The sequence below is a fragment of the Glaciimonas sp. Gout2 genome, from assembly GCF_035018905.1.
Lineage (GTDB): Bacteria > Pseudomonadota > Gammaproteobacteria > Burkholderiales > Burkholderiaceae_D > Glaciimonas.
On sequence record NZ_JASJXA010000011.1, the window covers coordinates 106483 to 130723 of the forward strand.

At 50.2% G+C, this 24241-nt stretch carries 27 protein-coding genes and 1 riboswitch; of the genes, 12 read left to right on the top strand and 15 right to left on the bottom strand.

The window, feature by feature from the left end; genetic code table 11:
• Positions 1–28 precede the first annotated feature (28 nt).
• The gene (locus QN379_RS10285; protein ID WP_323506602.1) at positions 29–1267 is read right to left on the bottom strand and encodes a M20/M25/M40 family metallo-hydrolase; all 1239 of its coding nucleotides are present in this window, start codon (positions 1265–1267) and stop codon (positions 29–31) included.
• A gap of 106 nt (positions 1268–1373) precedes the next feature.
• Here QN379_RS10285 and QN379_RS10290 point away from each other — a divergent pair, with 106 nt between their 5' ends.
• Positions 1374–1517, top strand: a complete 144-nt coding sequence (locus QN379_RS10290) for a hypothetical protein (RefSeq protein ID WP_323506603.1) — start codon at positions 1374–1376, stop codon at positions 1515–1517.
• Between the two features lie 131 nt (positions 1518–1648).
• Here the strand turns inward: QN379_RS10290 and QN379_RS10295 are convergent, their stop codons facing one another.
• A complete protein-coding gene (locus tag QN379_RS10295; RefSeq protein ID WP_323506604.1) occupies positions 1649–2935 on the bottom strand; it encodes a D-amino acid dehydrogenase in 1287 nt (428 codons plus the stop codon).
• A 381-nt stretch (positions 2936–3316) separates the two neighbouring features.
• Here QN379_RS10295 and QN379_RS10300 point away from each other — a divergent pair, with 381 nt between their 5' ends.
• The 3 genes from QN379_RS10300 to QN379_RS10310 all read left to right on the top strand — a co-directional run bounded on the left by QN379_RS10300 (position 3317) and on the right by QN379_RS10310 (position 7125).
• A complete protein-coding gene (locus QN379_RS10300; RefSeq protein ID WP_322234238.1) occupies positions 3317–3805 on the top strand; it encodes an Lrp/AsnC ligand binding domain-containing protein in 489 nt (162 codons plus the stop codon).
• A 354-nt stretch (positions 3806–4159) separates the two neighbouring features.
• Positions 4160–5323 carry a porin gene (locus tag QN379_RS10305; protein ID WP_322234236.1) on the top strand — a complete coding sequence of 388 codons (1164 nt, stop codon included), beginning with the start codon at positions 4160–4162 and terminating at the stop codon, positions 5321–5323.
• A gap of 196 nt (positions 5324–5519) precedes the next feature.
• Positions 5520–5686: riboswitch (Fluoride riboswitch) on the top strand.
• 107 nt (positions 5687–5793) lie between these two features.
• Positions 5794–7125, top strand: coding sequence for a voltage-gated chloride channel family protein (locus QN379_RS10310; RefSeq protein WP_323506605.1), 1332 nt, complete (start codon positions 5794–5796; stop codon positions 7123–7125).
• 146 nt (positions 7126–7271) lie between these two features.
• Here QN379_RS10310 and QN379_RS10315 read toward each other — a convergent pair whose 3' ends face one another.
• Positions 7272–8537, bottom strand: a complete 1266-nt coding sequence (locus QN379_RS10315; RefSeq protein ID WP_323506606.1) for an Hsp70 family protein — start codon at positions 8535–8537, stop codon at positions 7272–7274.
• 374 nt (positions 8538–8911) lie between these two features.
• Here QN379_RS10315 and QN379_RS10320 point away from each other — a divergent pair, with 374 nt between their 5' ends.
• The 3 genes from QN379_RS10320 to QN379_RS10330 all read left to right on the top strand — a co-directional run bounded on the left by QN379_RS10320 (position 8912) and on the right by QN379_RS10330 (position 11567).
• Complete coding sequence (locus QN379_RS10320) at positions 8912–9763, top strand: PA4780 family RIO1-like protein kinase (protein WP_322234229.1); 852 nt, start codon at positions 8912–8914, stop codon at positions 9761–9763.
• Between the two features lie 180 nt (positions 9764–9943).
• Positions 9944–10597: a 2OG-Fe(II) oxygenase gene (locus tag QN379_RS10325; protein ID WP_322234226.1), complete on the top strand. Its 654-nt coding sequence runs from the start codon at positions 9944–9946 to the stop codon at positions 10595–10597.
• A gap of 73 nt (positions 10598–10670) precedes the next feature.
• On the top strand, positions 10671–11567 hold the full coding sequence (locus tag QN379_RS10330; protein ID WP_322234223.1) for a TIGR01777 family oxidoreductase: 897 nt from the start codon (positions 10671–10673) through the stop codon (positions 11565–11567).
• A 140-nt stretch (positions 11568–11707) separates the two neighbouring features.
• On the opposite strand, the gene QN379_RS10335 is transcribed toward QN379_RS10330, so the two are convergent.
• The 3 genes from QN379_RS10335 to QN379_RS10345 all read right to left on the bottom strand — a co-directional run bounded on the left by QN379_RS10335 (position 11708) and on the right by QN379_RS10345 (position 13645).
• A complete protein-coding gene (locus QN379_RS10335) occupies positions 11708–12133 on the bottom strand; it encodes a BLUF domain-containing protein (protein WP_322234221.1) in 426 nt (141 codons plus the stop codon).
• A gap of 1 nt (position 12134) precedes the next feature.
• Complete coding sequence (folE, locus tag QN379_RS10340; protein WP_322234218.1) at positions 12135–12842, bottom strand: GTP cyclohydrolase I; 708 nt, start codon at positions 12840–12842, stop codon at positions 12135–12137.
• Positions 12843–13360: 518 nt separating this feature from the next.
• Positions 13361–13645 (bottom strand): hypothetical protein, encoded by a 285-nt coding sequence (locus tag QN379_RS10345; RefSeq protein ID WP_322234216.1) that lies wholly within the window; start codon positions 13643–13645, stop codon positions 13361–13363.
• A gap of 376 nt (positions 13646–14021) precedes the next feature.
• Between QN379_RS10345 and QN379_RS10350 the strand changes: the two genes are divergently transcribed.
• Positions 14022–15161 (top strand): metallophosphoesterase, encoded by a 1140-nt coding sequence (locus QN379_RS10350; RefSeq protein WP_322234213.1) that lies wholly within the window; start codon positions 14022–14024, stop codon positions 15159–15161.
• 57 nt (positions 15162–15218) lie between these two features.
• Here QN379_RS10350 and QN379_RS10355 read toward each other — a convergent pair whose 3' ends face one another.
• The 3 genes from QN379_RS10355 to QN379_RS10365 form a co-directional block, all read right to left on the bottom strand.
• Positions 15219–15581: an aminoacyl-tRNA synthetase gene (locus QN379_RS10355; RefSeq protein ID WP_322234210.1), complete on the bottom strand. Its 363-nt coding sequence runs from the start codon at positions 15579–15581 to the stop codon at positions 15219–15221.
• A 45-nt stretch (positions 15582–15626) separates the two neighbouring features.
• Positions 15627–15863 (bottom strand): oxidoreductase-like domain-containing protein, encoded by a 237-nt coding sequence (locus QN379_RS10360; RefSeq protein WP_323506607.1) that lies wholly within the window; start codon positions 15861–15863, stop codon positions 15627–15629.
• Positions 15864–15980: 117 nt separating this feature from the next.
• On the bottom strand, positions 15981–16856 hold the full coding sequence (locus QN379_RS10365; RefSeq protein WP_323506608.1) for a pirin family protein: 876 nt from the start codon (positions 16854–16856) through the stop codon (positions 15981–15983).
• Between the two features lie 352 nt (positions 16857–17208).
• Here QN379_RS10365 and QN379_RS10370 point away from each other — a divergent pair, with 352 nt between their 5' ends.
• The 3 genes from QN379_RS10370 (at position 17209) to QN379_RS10380 (ending at position 18475) form a co-directional block, all read left to right on the top strand.
• On the top strand, positions 17209–17412 hold the full coding sequence (locus QN379_RS10370; RefSeq protein ID WP_322234203.1) for a hypothetical protein: 204 nt from the start codon (positions 17209–17211) through the stop codon (positions 17410–17412).
• 120 nt (positions 17413–17532) lie between these two features.
• The gene (locus QN379_RS10375; protein WP_323506609.1) at positions 17533–18072 is read left to right on the top strand and encodes an ankyrin repeat domain-containing protein; all 540 of its coding nucleotides are present in this window, start codon (positions 17533–17535) and stop codon (positions 18070–18072) included.
• A gap of 169 nt (positions 18073–18241) precedes the next feature.
• The gene (locus QN379_RS10380; RefSeq protein ID WP_322234199.1) at positions 18242–18475 is read left to right on the top strand and encodes a SlyX family protein; all 234 of its coding nucleotides are present in this window, start codon (positions 18242–18244) and stop codon (positions 18473–18475) included.
• Between the two features lie 61 nt (positions 18476–18536).
• Here QN379_RS10380 and QN379_RS10385 read toward each other — a convergent pair whose 3' ends face one another.
• Entirely contained in the window at positions 18537–18950 is a 414-nt protein-coding gene (locus QN379_RS10385; protein WP_322234196.1) for a hypothetical protein, read from the bottom strand.
• 396 nt (positions 18951–19346) lie between these two features.
• Between QN379_RS10385 and QN379_RS10390 the strand changes: the two genes are divergently transcribed.
• The gene (locus QN379_RS10390; protein ID WP_322234193.1) at positions 19347–19697 is read left to right on the top strand and encodes a 2Fe-2S iron-sulfur cluster-binding protein; all 351 of its coding nucleotides are present in this window, start codon (positions 19347–19349) and stop codon (positions 19695–19697) included.
• A gap of 140 nt (positions 19698–19837) precedes the next feature.
• On the opposite strand, the gene QN379_RS10395 is transcribed toward QN379_RS10390, so the two are convergent.
• From QN379_RS10395 to QN379_RS10415, 5 genes are all read right to left on the bottom strand, one after another.
• Positions 19838–21079: a hypothetical protein gene (locus QN379_RS10395; RefSeq protein WP_322234191.1), complete on the bottom strand. Its 1242-nt coding sequence runs from the start codon at positions 21077–21079 to the stop codon at positions 19838–19840.
• 290 nt (positions 21080–21369) lie between these two features.
• Positions 21370–22086 carry a hypothetical protein gene (locus QN379_RS10400; RefSeq protein WP_323506610.1) on the bottom strand — a complete coding sequence of 239 codons (717 nt, stop codon included), beginning with the start codon at positions 22084–22086 and terminating at the stop codon, positions 21370–21372.
• 387 nt (positions 22087–22473) lie between these two features.
• Positions 22474–23013, bottom strand: a complete 540-nt coding sequence (locus tag QN379_RS10405; protein WP_322234187.1) for a hypothetical protein — start codon at positions 23011–23013, stop codon at positions 22474–22476.
• A complete protein-coding gene (locus QN379_RS10410; protein ID WP_322234184.1) occupies positions 23010–23288 on the bottom strand; it encodes a DnaJ domain-containing protein in 279 nt (92 codons plus the stop codon). The genes QN379_RS10405 and QN379_RS10410 overlap by 4 nt, the downstream gene beginning before the upstream one ends.
• A gap of 345 nt (positions 23289–23633) precedes the next feature.
• Positions 23634–24164 carry a hypothetical protein gene (locus QN379_RS10415; RefSeq protein WP_416186792.1) on the bottom strand — a complete coding sequence of 177 codons (531 nt, stop codon included), beginning with the start codon at positions 24162–24164 and terminating at the stop codon, positions 23634–23636.
• Between the last annotated feature and the right edge of the window lie 77 nt (positions 24165–24241).

The following is a 24241-nucleotide window of genomic DNA, read 5'->3' on the forward strand; positions in this document are numbered from 1 at the left end:
ACATAGAAGCGCCGCATCGACACAGACATTAAGCCTGCAAGAAATCCAGCAACGTCATCGACACCACTTTGGTGGCCTTGCGCAAATCATCGAGCGAAAGATTTTCATCGGCCTGTTTGGCGTTTGACTCGCCCAAAGTGCGTGGGCCAGCGCCGTATAACACCACCGGAATACCTTGCTCGCCATACAGTCGGGCATCGGTGTAGAGCGCCGAGCCATCGGTTGATATTGGTTCGCCGAATATGGCCTCGGCATTTTTTTGCAAGCTATTGCGTAATAATTCGTGACCAGGAAGTGGGCGTAACGCGCGGGCCAGCAACAGGCGTTTAATGTCCACCCGTATGCCCGGCAAATCCGCGACCGCCGCTTCGATCATAGCGCGCACATCGCTTTCAACTTGCGTCGGATCTTCTTCCGGAATCATGCGGCGGTCCATTTTCAGAACCACTTTCCCAGGAACCACGTTGGTGTTGGTGCCGCCATCGATGCGTCCAACAATCATCGTCGGGTGGGTAATGCCAGGAATGGCCGATCTGATCGCTTTCAGTTCAGGTAGTTTGGCGTAGATCGCTTGCAGAACAGCAGTCGCCGCTTGCAGCGCATCATGGCCGGTTTCTGGCGCCGAGCCATGCGTTGCTTTGCCGTGTACGGTCACTTCAAACTGCAAACAGGCATTGTGCGCGGTAACAATGTTATAGCTGAATCCGGGCGCAATGACGTAATCCGGTTTGGTCAGGTTATTCTCCAGCAACCAACCCGGACCAAGCAAACCACCAAATTCTTCATCGTAAGTAAAGTGCAATTCCAGCGTACCTTTTAGCGGCACGCCTAAAGCTTCCAACGCACGTACGGCAAAAATATACGTCGCAAAATCACCCTTCGACACCGCCGTTGCCCGTCCGAATATACGGCCATCCGCAATTTCGCCACCGTACGGCAGTTTGCTCCAACCGTCACCGGGTGGCACCACATCGCCGTGGGCGTTGAGGGCAATGGTCGGTCCCGGCGCGTCATAATGACGGCGAACGATCAGATTGGTAATACTTTCCATGCCATACGCCTGCACCGTGTCAGCCGGCACAACATGCTTCTCAACTTCCCAACCCATGGAGGTCATCAACTCGGCTACCACGTCCGCGTGCGGCGCATTGTTGCCGGGGGGCGTGTCAGTGGGAATGCGAACGATTGTTTGAAGAAAGGCGACTTCTTCGTCGAAATGGTCGTCAATCCAGGTGGAGAGTTGCGTGGCGTTTTGTGGTTTGACCATGGTTGTTAGGGCGAATAGTGGGGAAGGAATGGGAGTGATTTTACGTCTTTATGACGGTTTGGGCGCTGTTTGTGGGAAATGCAGCGATTCTTAGCAGTCTTCGTGAATGAAGCGATTTGCGCCGTATGCAGATTTTTTTACTGGTTTGTGGCAAACTACTTTTGAAACACTCACCGCCTTCACAGTCGATTCCGCTGGTTTGGAGCGACATTTTTTAGTTGTTGGTCATGCTTCGTGGGCAATGACGTGATTACTTCAACATTTCAATTTCCTTGTGCGTGGTGAAGTCGTCGCCAGTCAATGCGTTGCTACTTTGCATTAGAAACACGACGACCAAACACACGCGTTGCTACATCAAACGCTGATTATCTCGCATCCCAATCAAGCATAAACGCCCTCTTCTGTTTGGTTTCCATGTCGACTATAACGACTAACATTCAAGTCATCCGCTGCAATCGCTGGACGTCGGCCGGAGATAACATCGGCCAATAGTGCCGCCGATCCGCACGACATGGTCCATCCTAACGTCCCGTGACCAGTGTTGAGGAACAGGTTGCGAATGCGTGTTTTGCCGACAATCGGCGTGCCATCCGGCGTCATTGGGCGCAATCCGGCCCAGAAACTGGCTTGCGCTGTATCACCTGCGCCCGGAAATAAATCGTTGACGACCATTTCCAGCGTGGCGCGGCGTTTTGGATTTAATGATTTGTTGTAACCGACAATTTCGGCCATGCCGCCGACGCGGATGCGATTGTCAAAACGCGTGATCGCGATTTTGTAAGTTTCATCCAGAATCGTCGAGACCGGTGCAGCATCGGCGTCGGTGATCGGAACGGTAATCGAATAACCCTTGAGCGGATAAACAGGAATATCGACGATAGAACGCAAAAAGTTGGTCGAATAAGTGCCCAACGCCACGACGTAACTGTCAGCTTGTAAATAGTCGTGACCGCATTGCACGCCCGCGATTGCACCATTGGAAAATGTCAGCGAATCGATTTGCAGGTTATAGCGAAATTGCACGCCAAGTTGTTCCGCCATTTTTGCCAGGCGCGTGGTGAATAACTGGCAATCGCCGGTTTCATCGTTTGGCAAGCGTAGGCCGCCATGCAGTTTGTGCTTGACGGCTGCCAATGCTGGCTCGACGCGGGCCATTTCTTCCACGGTCAGCAGTTCAAACGGCACCCCGCTTTCCTTCAACACTTGCGTATCTTTGGCGGCTTCTGCTAATTGTTGTTCGGTGCGGAACACTTGCATCGTGCCCAATTGACGACCTTCGTAGGCGATCCCGGTATCGGCGCGCAATTCCTTAAAGCAGTCACGGCTATATTCCGCCAATCGCACCATACGTTCTTTATTGACCGCGTAGCTGGCTGCGTTGCAATTGCGAAGCATTTGCCACATCCAGCGCAATTGAAACAATGATCCGTCCGGCGTAATTGATAGCGGCGCATGTTTTTGCAACATCCACTTTAACGCTTTGAGTGGAATACCGGGCGCGGCCCATGGCGATGCATAACCCGGCGAGATCTGACCGGCATTTGCGAAACTGGTTTCCTCGGCAGGTCCTGGCAAACGATCAACTACCGTCACCTCATGCCCAGCCTTCGCCAAATAATACGCAGTCGTCACACCGACCACGCCACTGCCCAGAATAAGCACCCGCATGTTATTTCTCCTAAATACGCAAAAAACACGCCTTCGTTTTGGGGCAACAAGGGGCGTGTCCAGATCAATTACATGAATCGGTATCGATTTATAGTAATTAACGCTATGCTATTTAAAATCTACCAGTTTTTGTTACTGTAAAAATGACAATATTTAGGAAGTAATCCTGAAAAAATATTCCTTTTCCCAGATTTTTTAGAAATTGTAAAAGAAGCTAATGGTTTTGTCTGGCTATGTAGCTAAACGCCTCAGGCAGAGTCGCAGGGTTATACGAATGTGTAAAGTTTACCCATCATGCTTTTTGAAAATTATTTGCCAACGAATTGACCGCCACAAATTCGTTGTTTAATTTGTGACTAACACTGCGCCTATAGAATAACTATGAGAACCCAAAAAGAATCCGTTCGCTCTCTTGATAAACTGGATCGACACATTCTCCGTCTCCTGCAACAAGACGGACGGATGTCGATGAAAGAGTTAGGTGAGCACGTCGGCCTTTCAATTACCCCCTGTATTGAGCGGGTTAAACGGATGGAGCGCGATGGTGTAATTGATGGATATTACGCACGCATTAATCCCGCGGCGGTAGGCGCAAAACTGCTCGTATTTGTAGAGATTACGCTTAACCACAAATCTGCGTCGACCTTTGAGCAATTTCGGCGCGAAGTGTTGCGCATTCCAGAGGTGCTGGAATGTCATCTGGTCTCAGGCGATTTCGATTATCTGATCAAAGCGCGTATCCGTGAGATGTCGCAATATCGGACCTTGCTGGGCGATATGCTGCTGAAATTACCGGGCGCGGTGCAGTCCAAAAGTTATGTCGTCATGGAGGAAATCAAAGAAACGCTGGCGCTTTCGCTGGAACCTTGATAAAGCCTATTAATGGCTCTGAATGACGTCGCTTCGCTATCTTCTCCGAATAATTTACCGGTCATCAATAAATCCAGCAGGCAAGACGTGCGTGCTTGCTGTTGTTTTTTTGTGGCATGCATTTTGGTCGATGTGATGTTTTACGACGGATGTGTTTCTCATTGCGACAGATTTTTCGGAGTTGGTTTTGGCAACTATTCATGCATTGCTCTTTATGCCATTCTTACCTTGTCCTTGATTAACCGGTGCGGACCGGATGCATCATTGATGGCTTTGCAAGTAGCCAAAAATCGGTGCGCGGCGGTAGTCAATATCCCGAAAAGTAGATCGTTACATTCTTTAGGAGCGTAATACATGAAGAAAATTATTCTGGCTGCTGGTTTGTTGAGTGGTGTTGCATGCATGGCGCAAGCGCAGACAAACGTCACCATTTATGGTGTCATTGATTTAGGGTTGAACTACACCAACAATGTCGGTGGTAAAAACGACGTGCAAATGGAAAGTGGCTATGCCCAGGGCAGTCGGTTGGGTTTCAAGGGTAACGAAGATTTAGGTGGCGGTTTGAGTGCGTTGTTTCAGTTAGAAAACGGGTTCGCAGCAGACACCGGCAAACTGGGACAAGGCGGTTTGATGTTTGGTCGTCAGGCATTGGTCGGTTTGTCGAGCAAGACTGCCGGTACCGTCACACTGGGACGTCAATACGACTCGGTAGTTGATTTTCTTGCACCGATGACTGCGAACGGTAATTGGGCTGGTTATCTGTTGTCTCATCCACTGGATAATGACAACACGGATAACTCATTCCGCATCAATAATTCGCTGAAGTACACCAGCCCGACTTTTGCTGGGGTCACGTTCGGTGGCTTGTATGGCTTCGGCGAAACCGCTGGTCAGACCGCTAAAAATCGTACCTACAGTTTAGGAGCGAGTTACGCCAACGGTCCATGGGCGGCGGGTATCGCGTATATGAATTTAAGTTCGCCGGGTTCGACCGGTGCGGGCGGTGGCGCGGTCACTGCAACCGACGCTAACTTTACCGGCCCCAACAGCAAGCAAAAAATATTCGGCGCGGGTGTCAATTACACCATCGGTGCGGCAACTCTGGGGTTCGTCTACACAGGAACGAATTTAAGCAATCCAAACGGTGGCAATGCGTACATCGCCTCATTTGCGCCAATGAATGGCAGCACGCTGAATTCGCTCAAATTTACCAACTACGAACTCAATTTTAAATACCAATTCACTCCTGCATTTTATGTCGGTGCGATGTACACCTACACACAAGCCAAATACAACACGAGTGCAGGTAACTCCAAGCCAAAATGGAACGAAGTCGGTTTGATGGCTGATTACAACTTCTCCAAGCGCACCGACGTTTATTTGCAAGGCGCGTATCAAAAAGTCGGTGGCGACCTGACTGGATCGTCACTTGATCAAGCCTACATTCCCGGCGCCGCCGGAAGTTCGGGCAATGACAAGCAAGCCGTTATTCGTGCTGCAATCCGTCACAAGTTCTGATAACTGGTTGGATGTTGATATAACCTGATCCGGCCAATTGCGGATCAAATTAAGGCGGGGCCGGAGACTTTATTCCGGCCCCGTTTTTGTTTGATGCGGCGCGATGGGTGTCACACTATCTAAGCGGGTCATCAAGATGGGATAAGCGGGAAATAACCGTATTGTTGCAGCAACAAGCACTTTACGGCAGAATGGGCGATTGATAGGAGATGGCATGCCTCCTGGGTTTATTCCTAACCGCTACAAGTGATGACCGCGTTGAAACCGCCTGCATACTCATCGGATGATTAAGTAAAGTCACTGATCCGTTGCCGATGGTTTGCAGTAAGAACTCACGCTGTAACTGATGATGCCTACAAGTTCCTGAATCGGGAAGTTGTAGGCGTGCGTGAGCGGTTAATGTGTTTACATCGTTTGCCAACAATGCAGCTTCCCGCGATTCAGGTTTGTCGCCCCCAAATCTGATCATAATGAAACCATCCAAAATCCCTGAGCAATGCCTGATGCTGCTCTATCTTGGCCGTTGGCTTGTACTGTCTTCTGTCGTCGGCGCGTTAGCCGGTGTCGCTTCTTCTGCTCTTTTAGTCTCGCTCGATTGGGCCACCGCCACGCGCGTGGGGCATCCCTGGTTGGTATGGCTGTTGCCGCTTGCCGGGCTGGCGGTCGGATTGCTTTATCATCACTTCGGCAAATCGGTCGAAGGTGGAAACAACCTGCTGATTGATGAAATTCACGATCCGCAGCGAATCGTACCAAGGCGCATGGGGCCGTTGATTTTGATTGGTACTGTGGTGACGCATTTATTTGGCGGATCAGCTGGTCGAGAAGGGACCGCGGTGCAAATGGGTGGCGTGCTGGCCGATATGGTGACGCGGGTGTGCAAACTGGACAAGGAAGATCGGCGGATTCTGCTGATGGCGGGTATCAGTGCCGGATTCGCGTCGGTTTTTGGTACGCCATTAGCCGGTGCTATCTTTGGATTAGAGGTGCTTGCGATTGGGCGCTTGCGTTATGACGCGATTCTGCCGTGTTTTTTTGCCGCTATTATTGCAGACCAATTGCCCGGCTTGTTGGGCGTGCATCACACGCATTATGCGATTCCGTTCGTGCCTCAAATTAGTTTGATTGTGCTCGGGGCGACGATTGTTGCTGGCATTGTGTTTGGGTTGGCGGGAATGTTTTTTGCCACGGCAACACATGGTTTGTCGCGCTTATTTAAGCGTTGGATCGGTTATGCGCCGATGCGGCCTTTTGTTGGTGGCGCGATCGTGGCGCTTGCGGCGATGCTGTTGGCGACTGATAAGTATTTGGGTTTGGGTATTCCGACCATCGTCGCATCGTTTTCGCAACCGTTGCCAGCATTCGATTTTTTCGGGAAATTCATCTTCACGATAGTGACATTGGCATCCGGCTTTAAGGGTGGCGAGGTGACGCCGCTGTTTTTTATCGGGGCGACGTTGGGTAATGCGCTCAGTTATGTGCTGGCTTTGCCGTTGCCAGTTTTGGCCGGACTGGGTTTTGTGGCAGTGTTTGCGGGTGCCGCCAATACTCCCATTGCCTCGACGATCATGGCTATCGAGTTGTTTGGGCCAGAGATTGGCGTCTTGGCTGCGATCGCATGCATTGTGAGTTATTTATTCTCGGGCCACGCAGGTATTTATCGTGCGCAGCTGATCGGTGACGGAAAATTTTTACGGCTGCCGGATGGATCGCCGCGCTCAGGAATTTCTGGGTTTCGCAGGAGTGCAGCGAAAAGGTCATCAGACAAAAAAGAGGTGGTCGCTGAAGAAAGGGATGACTAGAAGGGGCGCCGGGATTGTGTAGCATTGTTATGCTCTTAATCCCGGCATTGCATGCCGTTGTATCTTCACGATAAAAGTCATCGGGAGATAAGGGCTCTTGGATGATTTGATTAAATTGATGCTTTTTTGGCGATCATAGAGACTAGTTACGAGAACTTACGCACCGCATCCAACGCTAGTCCCGCGCCAATGCTGCCGAACAAATCCCCTTCGACCGCCTTTGCAGTCGGCACCACAGCGGCAATCTGCTGCCGTAACAAGCCCACGCCGCTTGATCCACCGGTAAAAAACACCGTATCGATGGCATTTGCTTTGACACCGGCATCACGCAGCAGTTTGGTCACGGTTTCTTCTACCGATGACACAAGGTGCGAGATGCTGGTATTAAAGGCACCGCGACTGAGAAGGATTGGCTCGTTAGCGGATAATTTTTCCAACGTCAGTTCTACCGTTTCGGCATCCGACAACGCTATTTTGCCTTCTTCTACCTTCATCGCCAGCCAATGGCCAGCGCGCTGTTCGACCAAATCTAACAGTCGATCAAACTTGTCGCGTTCACGGACCTCGCGCGCGACATCTTTCAGTTGCTCCGCCATTCTGCGCGTGTAGATCAGATTGATGGTGTGCCAGGTTGCCAAATTGAAATAGTAACTCGACGGTACTTCACTGTTGTTCATTAGTCGGCTACCCAAACCCAACATCGGCATCACGCTCGACAAACTCAGGTATTTGTCAAAGTCGGTGCCACCGATATGCACACCGCCGGTGGCGAGTATATCGTCGCGCCGGTCCTGCTTTTTGGCACGTGTTGGCGATAGTCGCACCAGCGAGAAGTCGGAGGTTCCACCGCCAATGTCGGCAATTAATACCAGTTCTTCACGGTCAATTGTCGATTCATAGTCAAACGCTGCGGCGATTGGCTCGTATTGGAATGCGATATGTTTAAAGCCGGCGGCGCGGGCGACTTCTTCCAGCGTGGCTTGTGCGCGCTGATCGGCAGCGCGATTATCGTCGACGAAAAATACAGGCCGACCTAATACGACGCTATCGAATTCCTGCCCCGCAGACCGCTCCGAGCGGATTTTGAGTTCGTTGATGAACTGTTCCAGCAGGGTGCGAAAAGGCAACGCCCGTCCGCCCACTTCAGTCTGGCCATCAATCAGTGCCGATCCCAGCAAGCTTTTTAGCGACCGCATCAGGCGACCTTCATAGCCCGTCAGATAACCGGCCAAGGCAGCGCGTCCATAACTGAATAATTCATCTTCGGCGTTGTAGAAGACAACGGAAGGTATGGTGACCTTGTCATCTTCCAGTTGGAGCAAAGGTGATTTTCCGGGCCACGCTTGGTCGGGCCGACTCCAGCCTACGGTGGAATTGGACGTGCCGAAATCTACACCGCAAGCATTCGACATGGTCTTCCTAAAATATAAAAACGGGCGTAATCATAGCGCAAAGCACGGTTTGACGTGCGAGGCAGCGCACCTTTTTTAATCAGTTGGTGCGATCAATGCCGGAGTGTTGTTTTTTAAGTGCTAAGCGATGGTAGAAGATGGCGGTGTTGAGCCAGCGCTTGGGTAGCCCTGCATGCGGCCTAAATTCCCCCCTTGGCAACATCTTCAAAAATGCTGCGGATGCTGGCTAATGGCATCCCTCGGCGTCATAGGAAGATTTCGACGTGCGCCGAATGACGGTGACATACGTTTCTTTAAAGAACTATTAGCCAATTTGCGCCATACTTTGCCTTTATGCCTTAGTATGCAAGGTTCAGATCGTCACCTATTTATCTATGAAAACCCCAAAAAGAATTGAACCGTTAGTAGAAGAGGGCCTGGTAGACGAGGTAATTCGCCAACTAATGAGTGGCAAAGAAGCAACCGTATACGTCGTCCGCTGCGGCGAAGAAATCCGTTGTGCCAAGGTTTATAAAGACGCGAATCAGCGCAGCTTCCGCCAGAATGCATCCTATCAGGAAGGCCGCAAGGTCAAGAATAGCCGTCAGGCGCGCGCGATGGAAAAAGGTAGTCGTTATGGCCGTAAGATGCAGGAAGAAGTATGGCAAAACGCCGAAGTTGATGCTTTATACCGTTTAGCCGCCGCCGGTGTGCGGGTGCCACAGCCTTTTATTTGCTTTGAAGGCGTTCTGTTGATGGAATTGGTCACGGACGCAGCTGGTAACGCCGCAGCACGTCTGAACGATATCGAAATGAGCGAGGAACAGGCGCTGCAATTCCACGCGATGTTGCTGCGTGAGGTTGTGCTGATGCTTTGCGCCGGTGTGATCCATGGCGATTTGTCGGAGTACAACATTCTCGTGGATGCGCACGGTCCCGTAATTATCGATTTGCCGCAGGCAGTTGATGCCGCGGGGAATACTGGTGCGGCTGAGATGTTGGAGCGTGATGTTGATAACTTAGCGACCTATTTTGGTCGCTTCGCCCCACAACTCCAGAGCACGCAGTACGGCAAGGAAATCTGGGCACTGTACGTCGCTGGTCTGTTAACTCCCGATGTCAAACTCACCGGCAAAATCGCGGTGAATAATAAGGTCGTCGATGTAGGCGCCGTGGTGCGTGAAATTGCGCTGGCTCGTGAGGAAGAAGAAGAGCGCCGTCGCGCTCAGTATGAAGCGGAGCACTAAGACGACAACGCGAACCAACACTAATACCGATGTTGGCGTTGGTTACGGCCTGATTTCCCTATTGTTTATTTCTGCAACCTATCAATTTGTGCTTAAAAGTAACTTTTTTAACGTTGTCATTAAGTAATCGAGTTGCTGATAAAATCGGTGAATCCTGTGCCACCGTCGATGCCTTCGCCAATGCTAACTTCCATCTCCGATCAAACGTCTTTGCCGACTGCCATTAACAATCAGATTGCTTCGATCAGTTCAATTGGTCAGATCGTCGACGATTTGGTCGCCCGTGGCTGGTCACAGCAATGTGATTTTTTGCCTCCGAGTGTGGTTTTGGCGCTTGCGGCCGAATGCCGTACACGCGCCGATAACGGTAAGCTAACGGCTGCCGGTGTCGGGCGTGGCGCAGGTCAGGCTATACGCGATGGCGTGCGTGGTGATCATATTCAATGGCTGGAAGCTGGTCAATCGGTGGATTGTGATCATTACTTGCGCGTCATGGACACGCTCCGGCAAGAGTTGAATCTGGCACTGTATCTTGGGTTGGACGCGTATGAAACTCACTTTGCCTTATATCCACCGGGGGCGTTTTATCAGAAGCATGTAGACCGTTTTCGCGATGACGACCGCCGCACTGTTTCGGTCGTGCTGTATCTCAATCAAGACTGGTTGCCGGAACATGGCGGGGCTTTACGTCTTTATCCGGAGGGTGAGCCGCCGCAAGACATTTTGCCGCTGGCTGGCAGTCTGGCATTGTTTATGTCTGGTGACATGGCGCATGAAGTTTTGCCGGCAACCCGTGAACGTTTATCACTGACGGGATGGTTTAAGCGTCGCTAGTCGAAAACTGGCGAGCATGTAGTCCTGACTTTTTTTATCATCCATTGCTTCATTAGGATAGGAGCATCTCAGCATGCGGATTTTGATAACCGGAGGAACCGGTCTGATTGGAAGGCGTTTATGCCAGGCATTGCTTCAGGCCGATCACGACATTACCGTCCTAAGCCGTCAACCTGACACGGTAAAGGACAAATGTGGCGCAGCGGTTCGCGCCTTTGGATCGCTCGATGAATGGAAAAGTGAAGAAACTTTTGACGCAATCATCAACTTGGCAGGCGAGCCGATTGTCGATGCGCGCTGGACCGAGGAGCGCAAAGAATTGCTTTGGCGCAGTCGTATCCGACTGACTGAAGATTTGGTCAAGCGGATAGACGCCAGCCATCAAAAACCATCTGTTATGTTGAGTGGATCGGCGGTCGGTTTCTATGGCGACGGTGGTGACAATACGTTCGATGAGTCCAGCCCGACGTCTACCGACTTTGGTGCGACGTTATGCGCATCATGGGAGGAAACTGCGCAAAAAGCCACTGCCATGGGCGTGCGGGTTTGTCTGTTACGAACCGGTTTGGTGCTGGATCGCTCGGGCGGTATTCTGGGGAAAATGTTGCTGCCGTTCAAGTTGGGTTTGGGTGCGCGTTTGGGTGATGGACATCAATGGATGAGTTGGGTCCATATTGACGATTATGTGGCGATGGTGCTCGTATTGTTGCATCACACGCATGCATCCGGCCCATTTAACATGACGGCACCGGAACCAGTCACCAACCGCGTTTTTACCGAAAAACTCGCCAGAGCATTGCACCGCCCCGCCATTTTTGTCGCACCCGCATTCGTCATGCGGCTGGCGCTGGCAGAGCGGGCCTATTTGTTATTAGGCGGACAAAAAGTGATACCGACGCAGATAACAGGATTAGGCTATCGCTTTTTACATGCAAAGCTAGAAGACGCTTTGCAAGACCTGCTGGGTTAACAAAACTTAGCGGACTTACGCAAACCGTCTCCGCTGCGTTGTGATCTGTAGCCGTATTGGCATGCTGTTTTCGTGGGCAGGTCAATAAGCTGGTTGTTGTGGCTGACATGAAATTTCTTTAATGCCAGCCACTAAAATTGCTAGTCGCGGGAAGAAAAGCATCCCGTAGCGGCCAATTCTTCAAGTAATGCAACTGTCGTGCAGCCCGACACAACATAAGGATTGAGTGTTGGCGTTGCTGAATATTTTAGCAATAACGATAGATTGATGCGATCCAGGCGGATTTTGCTCATGGTCCAGCCTGAATACTGACGCGCTTCAATTTCTGAATAGTCGAGCAAGATTAGTTTGGTATGGCGCGGGTCTTGTTGCAAGCGTGCGTATAAGTTATTGATTTGCTCGCGACCGCCTTCCAGCGCCTGTACAAATATATTGTCACCATAGCAAAGCACGCCTGTCACACCATTGGCAGGATTGTTCTTACGGGACACCTCAAGAATTTTTTCAATCATCTCGTGATTGACCAATTCGCTGGCCGTACTGGCGTAAATCAAACGGACTAGCATGTCATCCTCGCTTGGTTATCAGGGCTAAAAATTCGCGCCGTAAATTAGCGTCGCTCAAGAACGAGCCACGCATAACGCTATTGATCATCTTTGCATCGGTATCTTTGACGCCGCGCCAACTCATACAGAAATGATCGGCTTCCATCACGATGGCGAGTCCGTCCGGTTTCAGTTTTTCCATCAACAGTTGCGCAACTTGCGATACAGCTTCTTCCTGAATTTGCGGTCGGCCCATGACCCATTCGATTAACCGCGCATATTTGGACAGGCCAATCAGGTTGGAATGCTCATTGGGCATCACGCCGATCCAGACTTTCCCCATAATCGGACAAAAATGATGCGAACATGCGCTGCGCACGGTAATCGGGCCAACGATCATGAGCTCATTGAGTTGTTCAACGTTGGGAAACTCAGTCACTGGCGGCGGCGCTTGATAGCGCCCCTTGAACACTTCTTGAATGTACATTTTGGCAACGCGACGCGCGGTATCTTGCGTATTGTGGTCACTTTCGATGTCAATCACCAAGCTTTGCAGAACCCCGGAAAGCTTGCTCTGCACTTCGGCTTGTAATGCCTCTAGTTCGCCATCCTTGATGAACGAGGCAATATTATCGTTAGCATGAAAGCGGACGCCGGCTTTCTCGATACGCGCACGGATACGCGCTGAAATCGGCTCGCCGCTTGTTTCTGAAGAGTGGTCAGTTGGCATTATTTTTTGGACGTTATTCTTAGCGTAGTAGTAAGCAGGCACTTAGTCTACCTCAAATCCAAGGATCAGATTTGACGGCCATTGGGTGACTCTTCGCATCATCAGTATCGCTGTTGAATAATGTGGGAGATTGGTGCCGTCGATTTCTAGTTGACGAGGAAAGTGCTGATAATAAAGGTTTGCGCTGGAATCTTAAAAAAAGAGTGTTGGGAGTTTCTGGCCGCTAAATCGATTTGTCGCCCGGCGGTCGACAGAAAGTAGCGAAAACCGACTAGATATCTTCGAGGAGCGTTCTATCGGTTTCAACCTTAGGGCGAAATTTAAAATACTCAGCAAACACGAATGTAATGAGTGCGCTTAAAACGCCAGACAAAGTGTTCGACGAAAGATAGTCGCGAAAACGGTTAAGCGCTGGCGCGGAATGTGATGTTCCAAGGGCCGTAGTGGCAGGATGGCTCGCCTATATTGTGACGCAGATACTCCTTCCGCGTCGCCGCGTGGGCGACCCGGACGGTATGTTATTTCAAGCCAAGACGGATCTTGGTTGCCGCGATCAAGTCGGTATCGTAAGGATTGAGGTTTTCGATAAACATTAATTCTGTCTCGGCTGGCTCTTCCAGGCACATCGTTAACATGTTTGGTGCATCGTCAAACGTACCCAAAAATTCGTCACCCCACCGGTTCAAACGGTGCAAGCGTAAAACATCGCTGCCTAACGCTGCTAGTGGCGCTGCTACACCTGCTGCTAACGCTTCTTGTTTCCAGTCATCCCAGAAAAAATTTGTTGCCGGTTGTTCGTTCATTATGTCGCTCCAAATAAGGTGTAATGGCGCGGACCATACTATTGATGGCGCTTTTTATCAATAGCCAATGTTATCGCAATCATGGTGTTCGTTGTAGTTGGGGGCGCAGACTAGCTTTTTTCGACGACAAAGGTTGATGGAATTGAAAATAATTACTGCTAAAAAGATAATAAATGGCATCGTCGTTGCAAAATCGAGCCTATTGAAACTGTCTTGCCCGCACCAATATAATAATCAATAAGGGCAAACTCAACGCCTGTATACCTTAGACAAAATTTGGACTAAAAATTAGCTTAACAGTTGGATCTAGGCAGCCATCAGCCATCAGTTAGCGACCAGCGCCGGGGTTTCACGACGCTTAATCATAGGAATGTGTATGCGATCACGTGTGACCGTTGCGATTGTTTTTTGCCTACTTGCGGCGCTGCATATTCTCATCGGCTGGCAGATATTGCCAGCGTTGCCCGTATCAACGCCGATGAAATGGCTCGGTGGCGGCTGGCTCCTGTCATCATTTTTGCTGATTCCTGCCGGGTTATTGGCGTCGTTTATTAAACGACAACCATTATCGGACCGGCTGGCCTGGATCGGCATGTTGGCAATGGGCATGTTTTCGTCGCTACTGATGCTGACGTTGTTGCGCACAGTCATCCTGATAGTGTCGGGATGGTTTGATGTTCCCGCTATCCATTTATCCGTAATCACTGCTTGCGCTGTGCCAGTACTGGCTATTGTTAGTACCTTGCTGGGCTTTTTTAATGCGAGAAGGTTAGCCAAAGTGGTACGAGTAGATATACCGATTAGCCAACTTCCACGTGGTTTGCATGGATTTACGATTGCCCAGATTAGCGATATTCACGTGGGCCCGACGATCAAGCGCGGTTATCTGAACGCGATTGTCACACGCGTCAATACTTTGGGCGCAGATGTGATTGCGGTAACCGGTGATCTGGTGGATGGCAGCGTCAGTCGACTGGCATCGCATACAGCGCCATTAGCGGATCTAAAAGCGCAGCATGGCGTTTATTTTGTGACAGGAAATCACGAATATTACTCAAACGCGAATGCGTGGATCGCAGAAGTACGGCGGCTTGGATTAACAGTGTTGATGAATGAGCATGTGGTGCTTGATCATCAGGGCGAATCGATTCTTTTGGCCGGTGTGACCGATTTTGGCGCGCATCATTTTGACGAATCGCATCGCAGCGATCCGCATCTGGCCATGCGCGGCGTTAAGGGTAATGTGGGTATGAGGCTACTTCTCGCGCATCAGCCACGCTCGGCAGAAGCCGCCGCTGATGCCGGTTTTGATTTGCAGTTGTCCGGCCATACGCATGGCGGACAGTTTTTTCCCTGGAATTTGTTTGTACCTTTGCAGCAGCCGTTCACCGCCGGCTTGAACAAGTTGCGCAATCTCTGGGTATATACCAGTCGCGGAACCGGCTATTGGGGCCCACCGAAACGGATCTGGGCACCCTCCGAAATTACGCTTTTGCGATTGGTATCGACTAAATAAGCTTTATTCACTACTTGTCGTGAATAGATAAACGGGTAAATAGGGTGAAGAAAAATTCTATTTGGCTTGGTGGCATTTCGCATGCTCCAGCAATGCAATGACTGCTTTCACTACAGCAAACATGATGGCGCGATCTTTGGTTGGATGGTCGGAAAGTGGGACGTTGATGGCACCGCTGATGACCGCATCACCATGCTCGTGCGCCGGATCTTTGCCGTATTGGATGGGAATACAATAGGCGGCAATCAATGGTCCGCAGGCTTTCCAGTCACGCGTCCATTGTGGTAGCGCGTCGGTATTGACCAACAAAGTACCGGCCCGTTCGTAGCATTCCTCGATGTTCTCGAAACCCAGCAATTGCGCCAAACGTCGCTCTTTGGCAACGCAACTCCGAAAATACTCCTCGTCGCTCATCCGCATGGCACATTCCTCTCAGTGGAGTTGGCAGTAATGATTAGTTATTTCTTAACGGGCTTTAGACGATTTTACGATTTTTTTAACATTGGATTTTTTAACGATTTTTTTAATTGCGATCACCACATTTTTCGCTTCCCAAAGCTGCAAGCGGGCGCGATAGCGTTCCATCTCCTCTTCATAGAGATCAAATATACACGGGTTGCAGCCGCTCGCGCAGCAATCATCCAAATCTGGCTGGACGGGTGGCATTGGTGCTGGATTATCAATAATCGGTTTGGTGGGCATGGCGACTGAGGTTTAATGCATTCGGTAATAGGGTTTAAGGATACCGTATTACCGAACCGATACTACTTATTGAGAGTCTTGTGAAAGCCTCTTGCGTTAGCCGCTTGAGTTAGCCTCTTATGACGTTGCGGGTGCGATTTCGCCAAAGCGCCCGCTGTTGAAATCCTGCATCGCCGTGACAATTTCTTCGCGCGTATTCATGACGAATGGGCCGTGAGCGAATACGGGTTCATCCAGCGGTGCGCCGCTCAGTAATAGCAATGTTGCATCACTGTTTGCCTCCAACAGCACTGAATCACCGTCACGATCAAGCAATACCACTTGTGCCTCACGCGCGACTTCAGCGCCGTTGACCAGTATCGTCCCGTGCAATACGACGACCGCCGCGACGTGACCAGTCGGGATCGGCAATGTGGTGGTGCTGCCCTGATGCAGACGCACATCCCACACGTTAATCGGTGTGAAGGTATGCGCCGGGCCTTGTGCACCCTCGAATTGTCCGGCAATGACGCGCATCGTGCCCGCATTGTCTGCCAAACTAACGACAGGAATATCTTTATTGACGATCCCTTGATAGCCTGGCGGTGCCATTTTGTCCTTGGCGGGCAGGTTGATCCAGAGTTGCACCATCTCGAACGCGCCACCCTTTTTGCTGAATTCAGGCGCGTGGAATTCCTCATGCAGAATCCCCGAAGCCGCCGTCATCCATTGCACGTCGCCGGGACCGATAACGCCGCCGTTGCCGGTGGAGTCGCGATGTGCAACTTCGCCCTCATAGACAATTGTCACCGTCTCGAATCCACGATGCGGATGCTGGCCGACACCGCGCTGGTGTTCAGTTGGTGCAAACTCTGCAGGACCAGCGTAGTCGAGAAGCAGGAACGGATTTAAGTGGCCATCGAGCGTGTCGAACGAAAATAGTGACCGGACAGGGAAGCCGTCACCAACCCAATGCTGCCGTGGAGCGCTCAAGACACCGAGAATTGTTTTCATTGCATTTTCCTTTCGTTACACCGTCAAGTTCTTCTATTTGATGATGATACAAGGACTCAACAGAAGTGGGTAGATGGGATAATTTATACTCACTGTTCCATATAGAGAACGATTAAAACACATCGTCCAACAGCTCTTTGTAGTTGCCATGTTGATCATTTCGTTAATACTGACTCACACCCCGCAGCGAAGATTGGGACTTGTGCATTGACCTGTATCATTCACTATGCCGGAAAAGATTGAGGGGTCTTGCGCATTTGTCAGCGCAAGGGTGTGAATCTTGGCTTATGCTGCTTGAGTGGCATATTCAACATTACTGAATGCATCGCAGGCGATGTTAATAAAAGGAGCCATGATGGCAAAAAAGAACGAACTGGATCCAGAGACGCTGGCGTTGATTAACTGGTGTATTGAAGTAGAAGGATTTTTAGTGGCGGGCGGTGCAACGATCGCGCAGGCGCAGGACCACATCGAAGAGGACGTCGAGTGGTTTACCGACCAATTTTATGATGGGCTAACTCCGGAAGAAGCTGCCAAGGCAGCGTTGAGCGATTAAATTCGAACGGGTGTAACGGCGGCACATCGTCGCTGCACCCAATCGCGCACACATAGCTGAATAACCAAGTAACCGTGAATTGAACCGCGTCGCAATGACGGGGAATAGCTGGAGATTCAAATGGATGAACGATTTACAAGTGCACCATCGGCAGATGCCAACCTGGATGACGCCACGCTGAATTTTGCCCACGAAATGTTTGAACTCGCCCGCAACGGCGATAGTGCCAAACTCAGCCCGTTATTGACGCAAGGCTTGCCGCCCAATTTACGTAATCACAAGGGCGATAGCTTATTGATGCTGGCCAGCTATCACGGTCATATCGAAGCTGTCCGCCTGCTGCTTGCGCACAAAGCTGACCCGGAACTGCGAAATAATAACGGTCAGACGCCGATCGCCGGCGCGGCATTCAAAGGCGACCTGCCAATGATCCAACTTTTATTGGCGCACGGCGCCGATGTTGAAGGCGCTTCGCCGGATGGCAAGACGGCGTTGATGATGGCAGCCATGTTTAACCGCACAGAGATCGTCGACTTTCTGCTGGCGAACGGTGCTAAACGTAATGCAGTGGATGCCAACGGCGTTACGCCTTTGGCTGCGGCAAAAATGATGGGCGCGCCGGATACTTCGGCCCAACTCGAAAAATCTTCGGATATGTAATTGCGCGATTTTTACGTTAGCTTGGGTGGCTAATTTGATTTAGTTGCATTCCATCGCCTTAACCAACCGCATGAAGACACAACGCCGAAGGGACGATTTTGCGTAAGTCTTAATAAAATCGTGCGGTGCGTTACACTCTGCGCTGCCAAAATGTTTAAGGGAGTTCACCGTGCCGCATAAGACAAATCATGAAATCGATTCAGAAGAGCGCTTTGTCGCCATCGAGATTAAGATCGCGCATCAGGAGGATCTGCTGGATGAGTTAAACAAGCTGGTCTATCGCCAGCAGCAAAAGATTGATCAGCTGGAAACCCTCTGCGCAGCGTTAGCCCGCTTGATTAAAGATGCGCGGGAAAGCAGTGAACAAGGTCAGACACCGCATGAACGGCCGCCGCACTATTGATGCTGGCGACGATGCAATGATCACGCCTGCCGCTGGCAAAATGTGAGAGTGTGCCGTGACGTTAATATTTAGGCACTTTGAATGGGTGATCCAGCACGATGCGGGTTGATGCAATCATGTTACTCAGGCCGAGTATCAGCTGCGTCAATGTGTCGCTCGGTAATGCCCATATTTGCGATCCAGGCGATTGCACGCTGGTCGCCGCAGTGATCACCGGCGAGACCCATTCGGCATCGGGTGTGACGTCTAGTACAACGTCACCATCCTGCGTGGTGTGCAAAAATATCTCACCGCCCAGTTCCAGAAAAAAGCAGATGCCATAACCGGTCGCATTAGACTTTTTTATCGCGTATTGCAGATCGCGATTGTAGCTGTCGATCCATGCTTCAATGTCATAGGTCGTATTCAACACGATCCAGGGCCGTTTAGCATGGAGATCAATTGGGTCAACATTTGGAATATCTGTGTCTTGCATGATTGCACCTTACCGTTAATCAAAATCCCAATCCCAATACTTAAGTAATTGACCTAGATTGAAGAGCGTTACTTTAATGGATAAATCGACGTCAGGGCAAAAAAATCAGGGATGATCTCTCAAAAGTGGCGTCATTCCAGAATCGCTCGATCGAGATGGACCAAGTATCAGAATGAACAGCAAAATATACTGCGCAAAAAGGTGTATTGTAGTGACACCTTGTTAACGAAAAGGTGGTCATTGTGAAAATCACGTTTATCAGATGTATTGCCACCGTCATGATAGTGGGTTCCACTTATTTGTCGTATGACAACTATCAACAAAATAACCTTAATGATATGTGGTACCAGATGCCTTCCGTCGGTCCGAATTAACTGACGCTAATGAATGTTTTAGATGATAAATGCGCCACCGAGTCGGCCTTTGAATAAGTCCGCGCCACTACCGTTGAGTCAATCATTCCAGGTAAAGGTAGAGCCAAAAGGCTTTGCGTTTGAGTCGACCAGAGATGTGGCGTTGCTAGCAGCGGCCAGAAACAATGGGATTATCCTGCCAAGCTCATGCAGAAACGGGACGTGCCGCACTTGCCTTTGCCGTATGTTGAGCGGGCGAGTTCGATATGATATTGAATGGCCGGGCTTGAGCGCTGACGAAAAATTCGACGGCTATATTCTTCCTTGTGTGGCCCATGCAGAATCGAATCTGGTGATTGAGGCTCCGTTAGCAATGAGGGTGAAAACGGGTTGAAAATAGTTGAAATCAGGTTTAAACGATTCAAAGGCTGCAAAGTGCACCGCTGAAAACGGGTTCAACGCCATAAATTGACGTGATCCCGAGTGAAACTGGTTGTTGAGTTCACATTGGGCTTAGCAACTCGTCCGACAATTTTATGCCGCTTTTTTCTTGCCCACGTTCGCTGTTTTTAGCTTTATATTGCAATTTTCTTTTAAAAATTTGATCGCGCTGAGGTACTTGATGTCGTCTTGATCAAGTAAGTAAGATGTTGCTTCCGGCAAAAACTCATCTTCCCAAAGCGACAACAGGTTTTCTTTCATCTCAAATGGTGCAGCCGTGGTGATAAATTCCGCTACGGCGTCGGTATTGAATCCATGTTGGCGCACCTGCCGCGTAATCGCTTTTGCTTCCGCTTCTGAAATCGTTGTTTTTGGTTTGATGTCAGCGGCGATACATAAAAAGGCGGTGAGGCGTGAGAACGGATCCTCTTTGCCACCGGTGACCCGTCGCCATTCCTCTGACATTAATGTGTCAAATTCCTCGACATCATCCATGCCACTTTCGCGCACGAAGTAGCGTAATTCGATTGTATTGCGCAATTCGTCGAGGGCAATGGTGTTGTTGGCGATCAGCGGGGCATCGTGCTTTTCAATTTCCTTGCGAATTTTATCGCTGATTTTTAGATATTCTTCCGGCACATCGTCGAGCAATTTTTTTGCTATTTTTAGTTTGCCAACTGCGGTTGCCTGTGCACGGATCGTACTCAGCAAAGTGGCAAAAGCATGCCGGTTAGGGAAGCTGTCGGCTCCCGCAGCGCGTACCAATATGGCGCTGCGGATAACCGTTTCTGCGCTGGTAAATTCGAGTGCGGAGCGTGGTAGCGCCATACTTTTGGCAAACCAGGTTGCCGCTGCTAATGTGTTGGCATCTTCTTCGCGAGTTTGGCGTTCCTTGCGGTAGGCGCTTAAGGTATAAGGTTTGATGAGCGTCCGCTCGTCCTGGAAGCTTTTTAAATCCTGGCTTTTTACATCGCCGAACACCGCGCAATCGGGTAATGCATGCAAGGCCTTTAACATGTCGTTACCGCCGCGGGAGTGCGATAAAAAGGTATTGTCGCGTAGCGAGATCGCCGCTTTTTCGAGGTCGCTGGCATAAGCATCTTCAAGGAACAGGCTGATCAGATTAATCATCCGCTTGCGGGCGTTATCAAGGTCGGTATAGAGATGGCTGGAACCGAAAAAATCTGCGATCTGCACTGATCCTTTCGCGCCATCACCAATGATTGCCTGACGTTTGGCATGGTCAATGATGTCGTTTAGTACGCCGTAACTGAGCGCTTTTTCAAAAAAAGGGCGCTTATCGACGGTGGCAATATTACGATTGTTATCGGTCATGGCGAGACATTTAAGAGGTAAGGAACGGGTGTGCTGGCAATATGAAGCGCCAGATTTTGGAACCCAAAAGCGCGGTACGGAAAACGCAACTGACCGGCGAACAGGCTGACACGAAAAAGCAAGTCACCGTTATCCCTGAGAGTGATAGCTAGCTAAGCTAGTCAGGGATAAAGTCTCAAGGTGACCGCAGATTCGATGATGGTGAACGGTACTGCGCGCATCCACGCGTCAGCTGTCTTGCTTTAAGCATCCGTTCAGCCAAGACCTTATTTCAATTCTGCGTCAGTCCGTTACAGCGCCGACTCTTCGGATGGATCAATGGCGATGGACGGTTTGGCTGGGGATTTAACCGGTGCTGGCGCGTCTTCCTCGTATTCCTGGGCGGCCTCAAGTTGTTCAAGGCGTTCTAGTTCAGCTTCGCGCCGTTTGCGCTCGATACTGCGTTTTTTTAACGTTGGCCAGACTTGCTCAAAAATGTCTTCGTGCTCATGCTTGAGCAACCAGGTGAGTTCTTTCCAGTCGCGGTCCGCCACTTCAGATTTTTCGACGGCGTCGCGATCTTCGGTGAAATTCACGTTAAATGTGTCAAACGCCGCAAAATGGGTGACTTCATCGTCGCGGTCCGACAGATAGTCGATAAAAGCTTCGTAACCGCCCTCGCGCTCGGCGATCGCTTCGATGAAATCACTGGTTTTTGTGTCGTCGCGAAAAAGTACCGAGTTCATCATGCCGCGCAGACGCACATGCGTATGATCGGCGTACAGCTTCTCGATCACAACCGCGCGCGCAAACTGTTCCGGCGTTACCAGCAAATTAACTACTGATTCTTTGGAAGTGTCGTACTCGCGGATCACGGCGAGCAAATCTTTCGGTGGCATTTCTTCCAGCACGGCGACCAGGGCGTAATCGCCTTCCGTTTCTGCCAGATTAACCAGTGCAAATTCTGCACCGGCAATATCGCCTTCACGGATTAGATTGGCTGCTTTAACTATGAGCGCGTTTGTCATGGTTTACTTTGTAAAAGGATACAAAAAATAGGGATAAAGGCAAACAAGTGTCATTGTCGGGTAACTGACGCTAATCACATAAGAATACGAACGCTCAAAGTGCCCGATTTGTATGTCGTGTAAGCGGGTGATCAATGGCGGGTGATCAGCGAGTAAATGTTAAGAAGGTCCGGTGCGATGACCTCTGCCACCTTGATAAATCACGTTTATAAGTCGTCCTTAATACGGCATCCTTAATACGTCAACGTTGCTACAACAGCATCGATAAATGTATTACTCAGGCAACCCATCATCGTGACTTACATCCTGGCTTACTGCTTGGAGATGGTCATTGACCGGCATCACAGCGCCGCGGAATTAAATGCAGCGCTTTGATGCGGTGTCATTTTAGTGACGGTCAAAACCTTGCTCGGCGAGCCAGTCGGCGCCTTCGGTTTCAAGATCCTGATCGCGATCTTCATCACGTTCGACTTCATCCACGCTGTCGTCTGACTCATCAATACTGGATTGATTGGCATAATCACCGTGATAATTGCCGTTGCTTTTTTCGTAGAGGTATTCAAGGCAAACGGTGGTAATCAGAAAGCTCTCGCCACCGCTTTCTTTCAGCGCAATCGCCACTAACTCATCCGCCCATGGCGCAAACTCTACCGTGGCAGCAATCTCATCCCAGGACGGAAATTCGTCCAGCTCATTAGTCGACAGCAGAACCATCGCATGCGGATTCGGAAAACTGACGCCACCGTGAAAGGCGACCGATACCATTTCCGGCGCGGTGTCGATCATTGGCATCATCAGGGCAAATTGGGCGCGCTTGGCTTTAAGTCGGGACTTGAGGATATCGTTACCCTCAGAGTCGCTACGCAAGTCTTCCAATTCAGCCTGATAGGCTTTGGTCAAGTCTTCAAAATAGGAGGAGAGCATCATTGCAAAACCTTGTTTATGTAGGTGGTCCAGATTTGTTGCGCCGTTTCGAGCGGACTTTCTAACAGACTACGTCGTCGATTTTCATCGTATTCACTGCGCTTGGTTTCATCCGACAACAGATCGTAGGCTTCTTGTACTTGTCTAAATTGCGCTGGTGCGTCCGGTGACGTGTTTCTATCCGGATGGAATTCTGAGGCTTTTTTGCGGTAAGCATTTTTTATCGCGCTAATCGACGCATTACTTTCGGTGCCGAGAACGGCGTAATAGTCTTTCATACATCCTTAGACCCGTATTGGAGCGGTTAGTTTTGAATCCGCACACTAGCCTGCCAGTGTCGTTGGTGTTTTGATGAGTGTTGCTGCTGCCTGCGGATGGATAAGTTGCATAAATTGCATTTATTTTTCCTTGGAGCGTCTAGCAGTATAAATCAATCTTATACATCGTGTCGATGATCAAGACGACAACTCTAGCGCTTATATGGTGATGGATAGCCCGATGACAAGTTGATTGTTCTGGCTGGACCACTCACCATCGCGCAAATCGCCATTCAAAGGTTATTTAAGAGTCGTCTTGAGCCGGATTACCCTTATCAAGCTAAATAATTTGTTATTAAATTGTTATTAATTTGGCTTGCGGAAGTCGGCTTCCACCCAAGCGGCGGCACTATTTTTATTCAACGTGAAATTTGATCTGACCTGGACTTGTGCCAGTTGCGTACCATCCTCATTATGCGCTGTCAGCACCGCATACGGAAAGTCATCATCTGGAACGATGTCTAGTGTCACGTTGACCGTTGCAGATGGCGTCGTGACAATAATTTCTTTATGCAGCATCGCGTGCAGTTGCTGCTCATGCCGACGCAGAACTTCTGAAGCGGTCTTCACCAGTGTATTAAACGCGTTTGTGTCCAGAGGTTTGGGATTTTTTTTGTCGCGTCCCATGGTCCATGGGCCAACTAGCGCCGGTTCGGGCTCGCCATCCTTGATCATTTCAACCGCCCAGCCCTCGTCGTCCACATTTTTTATAACGCGTGCTGTCCAGCCGACGTCACGCCACAAACGGGGTTCCTGCGTGATGGTGTCCAGGCTGTCCTCGGCATCGTGGTCCGGTTCATCAAGCATGCTTTCTGAGGGGATTGGCAAATCAGTCATTACGGTATCGCTCGCTGCTAAAGGTTGGGAACGTATCTTAGTCGAAATCACCGCACACCACATCATTAGGCTGACTG

What these genes read in the sequence shown, in the direction of transcription:
- QN379_RS10285 (WP_323506602.1), bottom strand. Translation starts at nt 1,267, where the DNA reads ATGGTCAAACCACAAAACGCCACGCAACTCTCCACCTGGATTGACGAC.
- QN379_RS10290 (WP_323506603.1), top strand. Translation starts at nt 1,374, where the DNA reads ATGAAGCGATTTGCGCCGTATGCAGATTTTTTTACTGGTTTGTGGCAA.
- QN379_RS10295 (WP_323506604.1), bottom strand. Translation starts at nt 2,935, where the DNA reads ATGCGGGTGCTTATTCTGGGCAGTGGCGTGGTCGGTGTGACGACTGCG.
- QN379_RS10300 (WP_322234238.1), top strand. Translation starts at nt 3,317, where the DNA reads ATGAGAACCCAAAAAGAATCCGTTCGCTCTCTTGATAAACTGGATCGA.
- QN379_RS10305 (WP_322234236.1), top strand. Translation starts at nt 4,160, where the DNA reads ATGAAGAAAATTATTCTGGCTGCTGGTTTGTTGAGTGGTGTTGCATGC.
- QN379_RS10310 (WP_323506605.1), top strand. Translation starts at nt 5,794, where the DNA reads ATGAAACCATCCAAAATCCCTGAGCAATGCCTGATGCTGCTCTATCTT.
- QN379_RS10315 (WP_323506606.1), bottom strand. Translation starts at nt 8,537, where the DNA reads ATGTCGAATGCTTGCGGTGTAGATTTCGGCACGTCCAATTCCACCGTA.
- QN379_RS10320 (WP_322234229.1), top strand. Translation starts at nt 8,912, where the DNA reads ATGAAAACCCCAAAAAGAATTGAACCGTTAGTAGAAGAGGGCCTGGTA.
- QN379_RS10325 (WP_322234226.1), top strand. Translation starts at nt 9,944, where the DNA reads ATGCTAACTTCCATCTCCGATCAAACGTCTTTGCCGACTGCCATTAAC.
- QN379_RS10330 (WP_322234223.1), top strand. Translation starts at nt 10,671, where the DNA reads ATGCGGATTTTGATAACCGGAGGAACCGGTCTGATTGGAAGGCGTTTA.
- QN379_RS10335 (WP_322234221.1), bottom strand. Translation starts at nt 12,133, where the DNA reads ATGCTAGTCCGTTTGATTTACGCCAGTACGGCCAGCGAATTGGTCAAT.
- folE (WP_322234218.1), bottom strand. Translation starts at nt 12,842, where the DNA reads ATGCCAACTGACCACTCTTCAGAAACAAGCGGCGAGCCGATTTCAGCG.
- QN379_RS10345 (WP_322234216.1), bottom strand. Translation starts at nt 13,645, where the DNA reads ATGAACGAACAACCGGCAACAAATTTTTTCTGGGATGACTGGAAACAA.
- QN379_RS10350 (WP_322234213.1), top strand. Translation starts at nt 14,022, where the DNA reads ATGCGATCACGTGTGACCGTTGCGATTGTTTTTTGCCTACTTGCGGCG.
- QN379_RS10355 (WP_322234210.1), bottom strand. Translation starts at nt 15,581, where the DNA reads ATGCGGATGAGCGACGAGGAGTATTTTCGGAGTTGCGTTGCCAAAGAG.
- QN379_RS10360 (WP_323506607.1), bottom strand. Translation starts at nt 15,863, where the DNA reads ATGCCCACCAAACCGATTATTGATAATCCAGCACCAATGCCACCCGTC.
- QN379_RS10365 (WP_323506608.1), bottom strand. Translation starts at nt 16,856, where the DNA reads ATGAAAACAATTCTCGGTGTCTTGAGCGCTCCACGGCAGCATTGGGTT.
- QN379_RS10370 (WP_322234203.1), top strand. Translation starts at nt 17,209, where the DNA reads ATGATGGCAAAAAAGAACGAACTGGATCCAGAGACGCTGGCGTTGATT.
- QN379_RS10375 (WP_323506609.1), top strand. Translation starts at nt 17,533, where the DNA reads ATGGATGAACGATTTACAAGTGCACCATCGGCAGATGCCAACCTGGAT.
- QN379_RS10385 (WP_322234196.1), bottom strand. Translation starts at nt 18,950, where the DNA reads ATGCAAGACACAGATATTCCAAATGTTGACCCAATTGATCTCCATGCT.
- QN379_RS10390 (WP_322234193.1), top strand. Translation starts at nt 19,347, where the DNA reads ATGATAAATGCGCCACCGAGTCGGCCTTTGAATAAGTCCGCGCCACTA.
- QN379_RS10395 (WP_322234191.1), bottom strand. Translation starts at nt 21,079, where the DNA reads ATGACCGATAACAATCGTAATATTGCCACCGTCGATAAGCGCCCTTTT.
- QN379_RS10400 (WP_323506610.1), bottom strand. Translation starts at nt 22,086, where the DNA reads ATGACAAACGCGCTCATAGTTAAAGCAGCCAATCTAATCCGTGAAGGC.
- QN379_RS10405 (WP_322234187.1), bottom strand. Translation starts at nt 23,013, where the DNA reads ATGATGCTCTCCTCCTATTTTGAAGACTTGACCAAAGCCTATCAGGCT.
- QN379_RS10410 (WP_322234184.1), bottom strand. Translation starts at nt 23,288, where the DNA reads ATGAAAGACTATTACGCCGTTCTCGGCACCGAAAGTAATGCGTCGATT.
- QN379_RS10415 (WP_416186792.1), bottom strand. Translation starts at nt 24,164, where the DNA reads ATGACTGATTTGCCAATCCCCTCAGAAAGCATGCTTGATGAACCGGAC.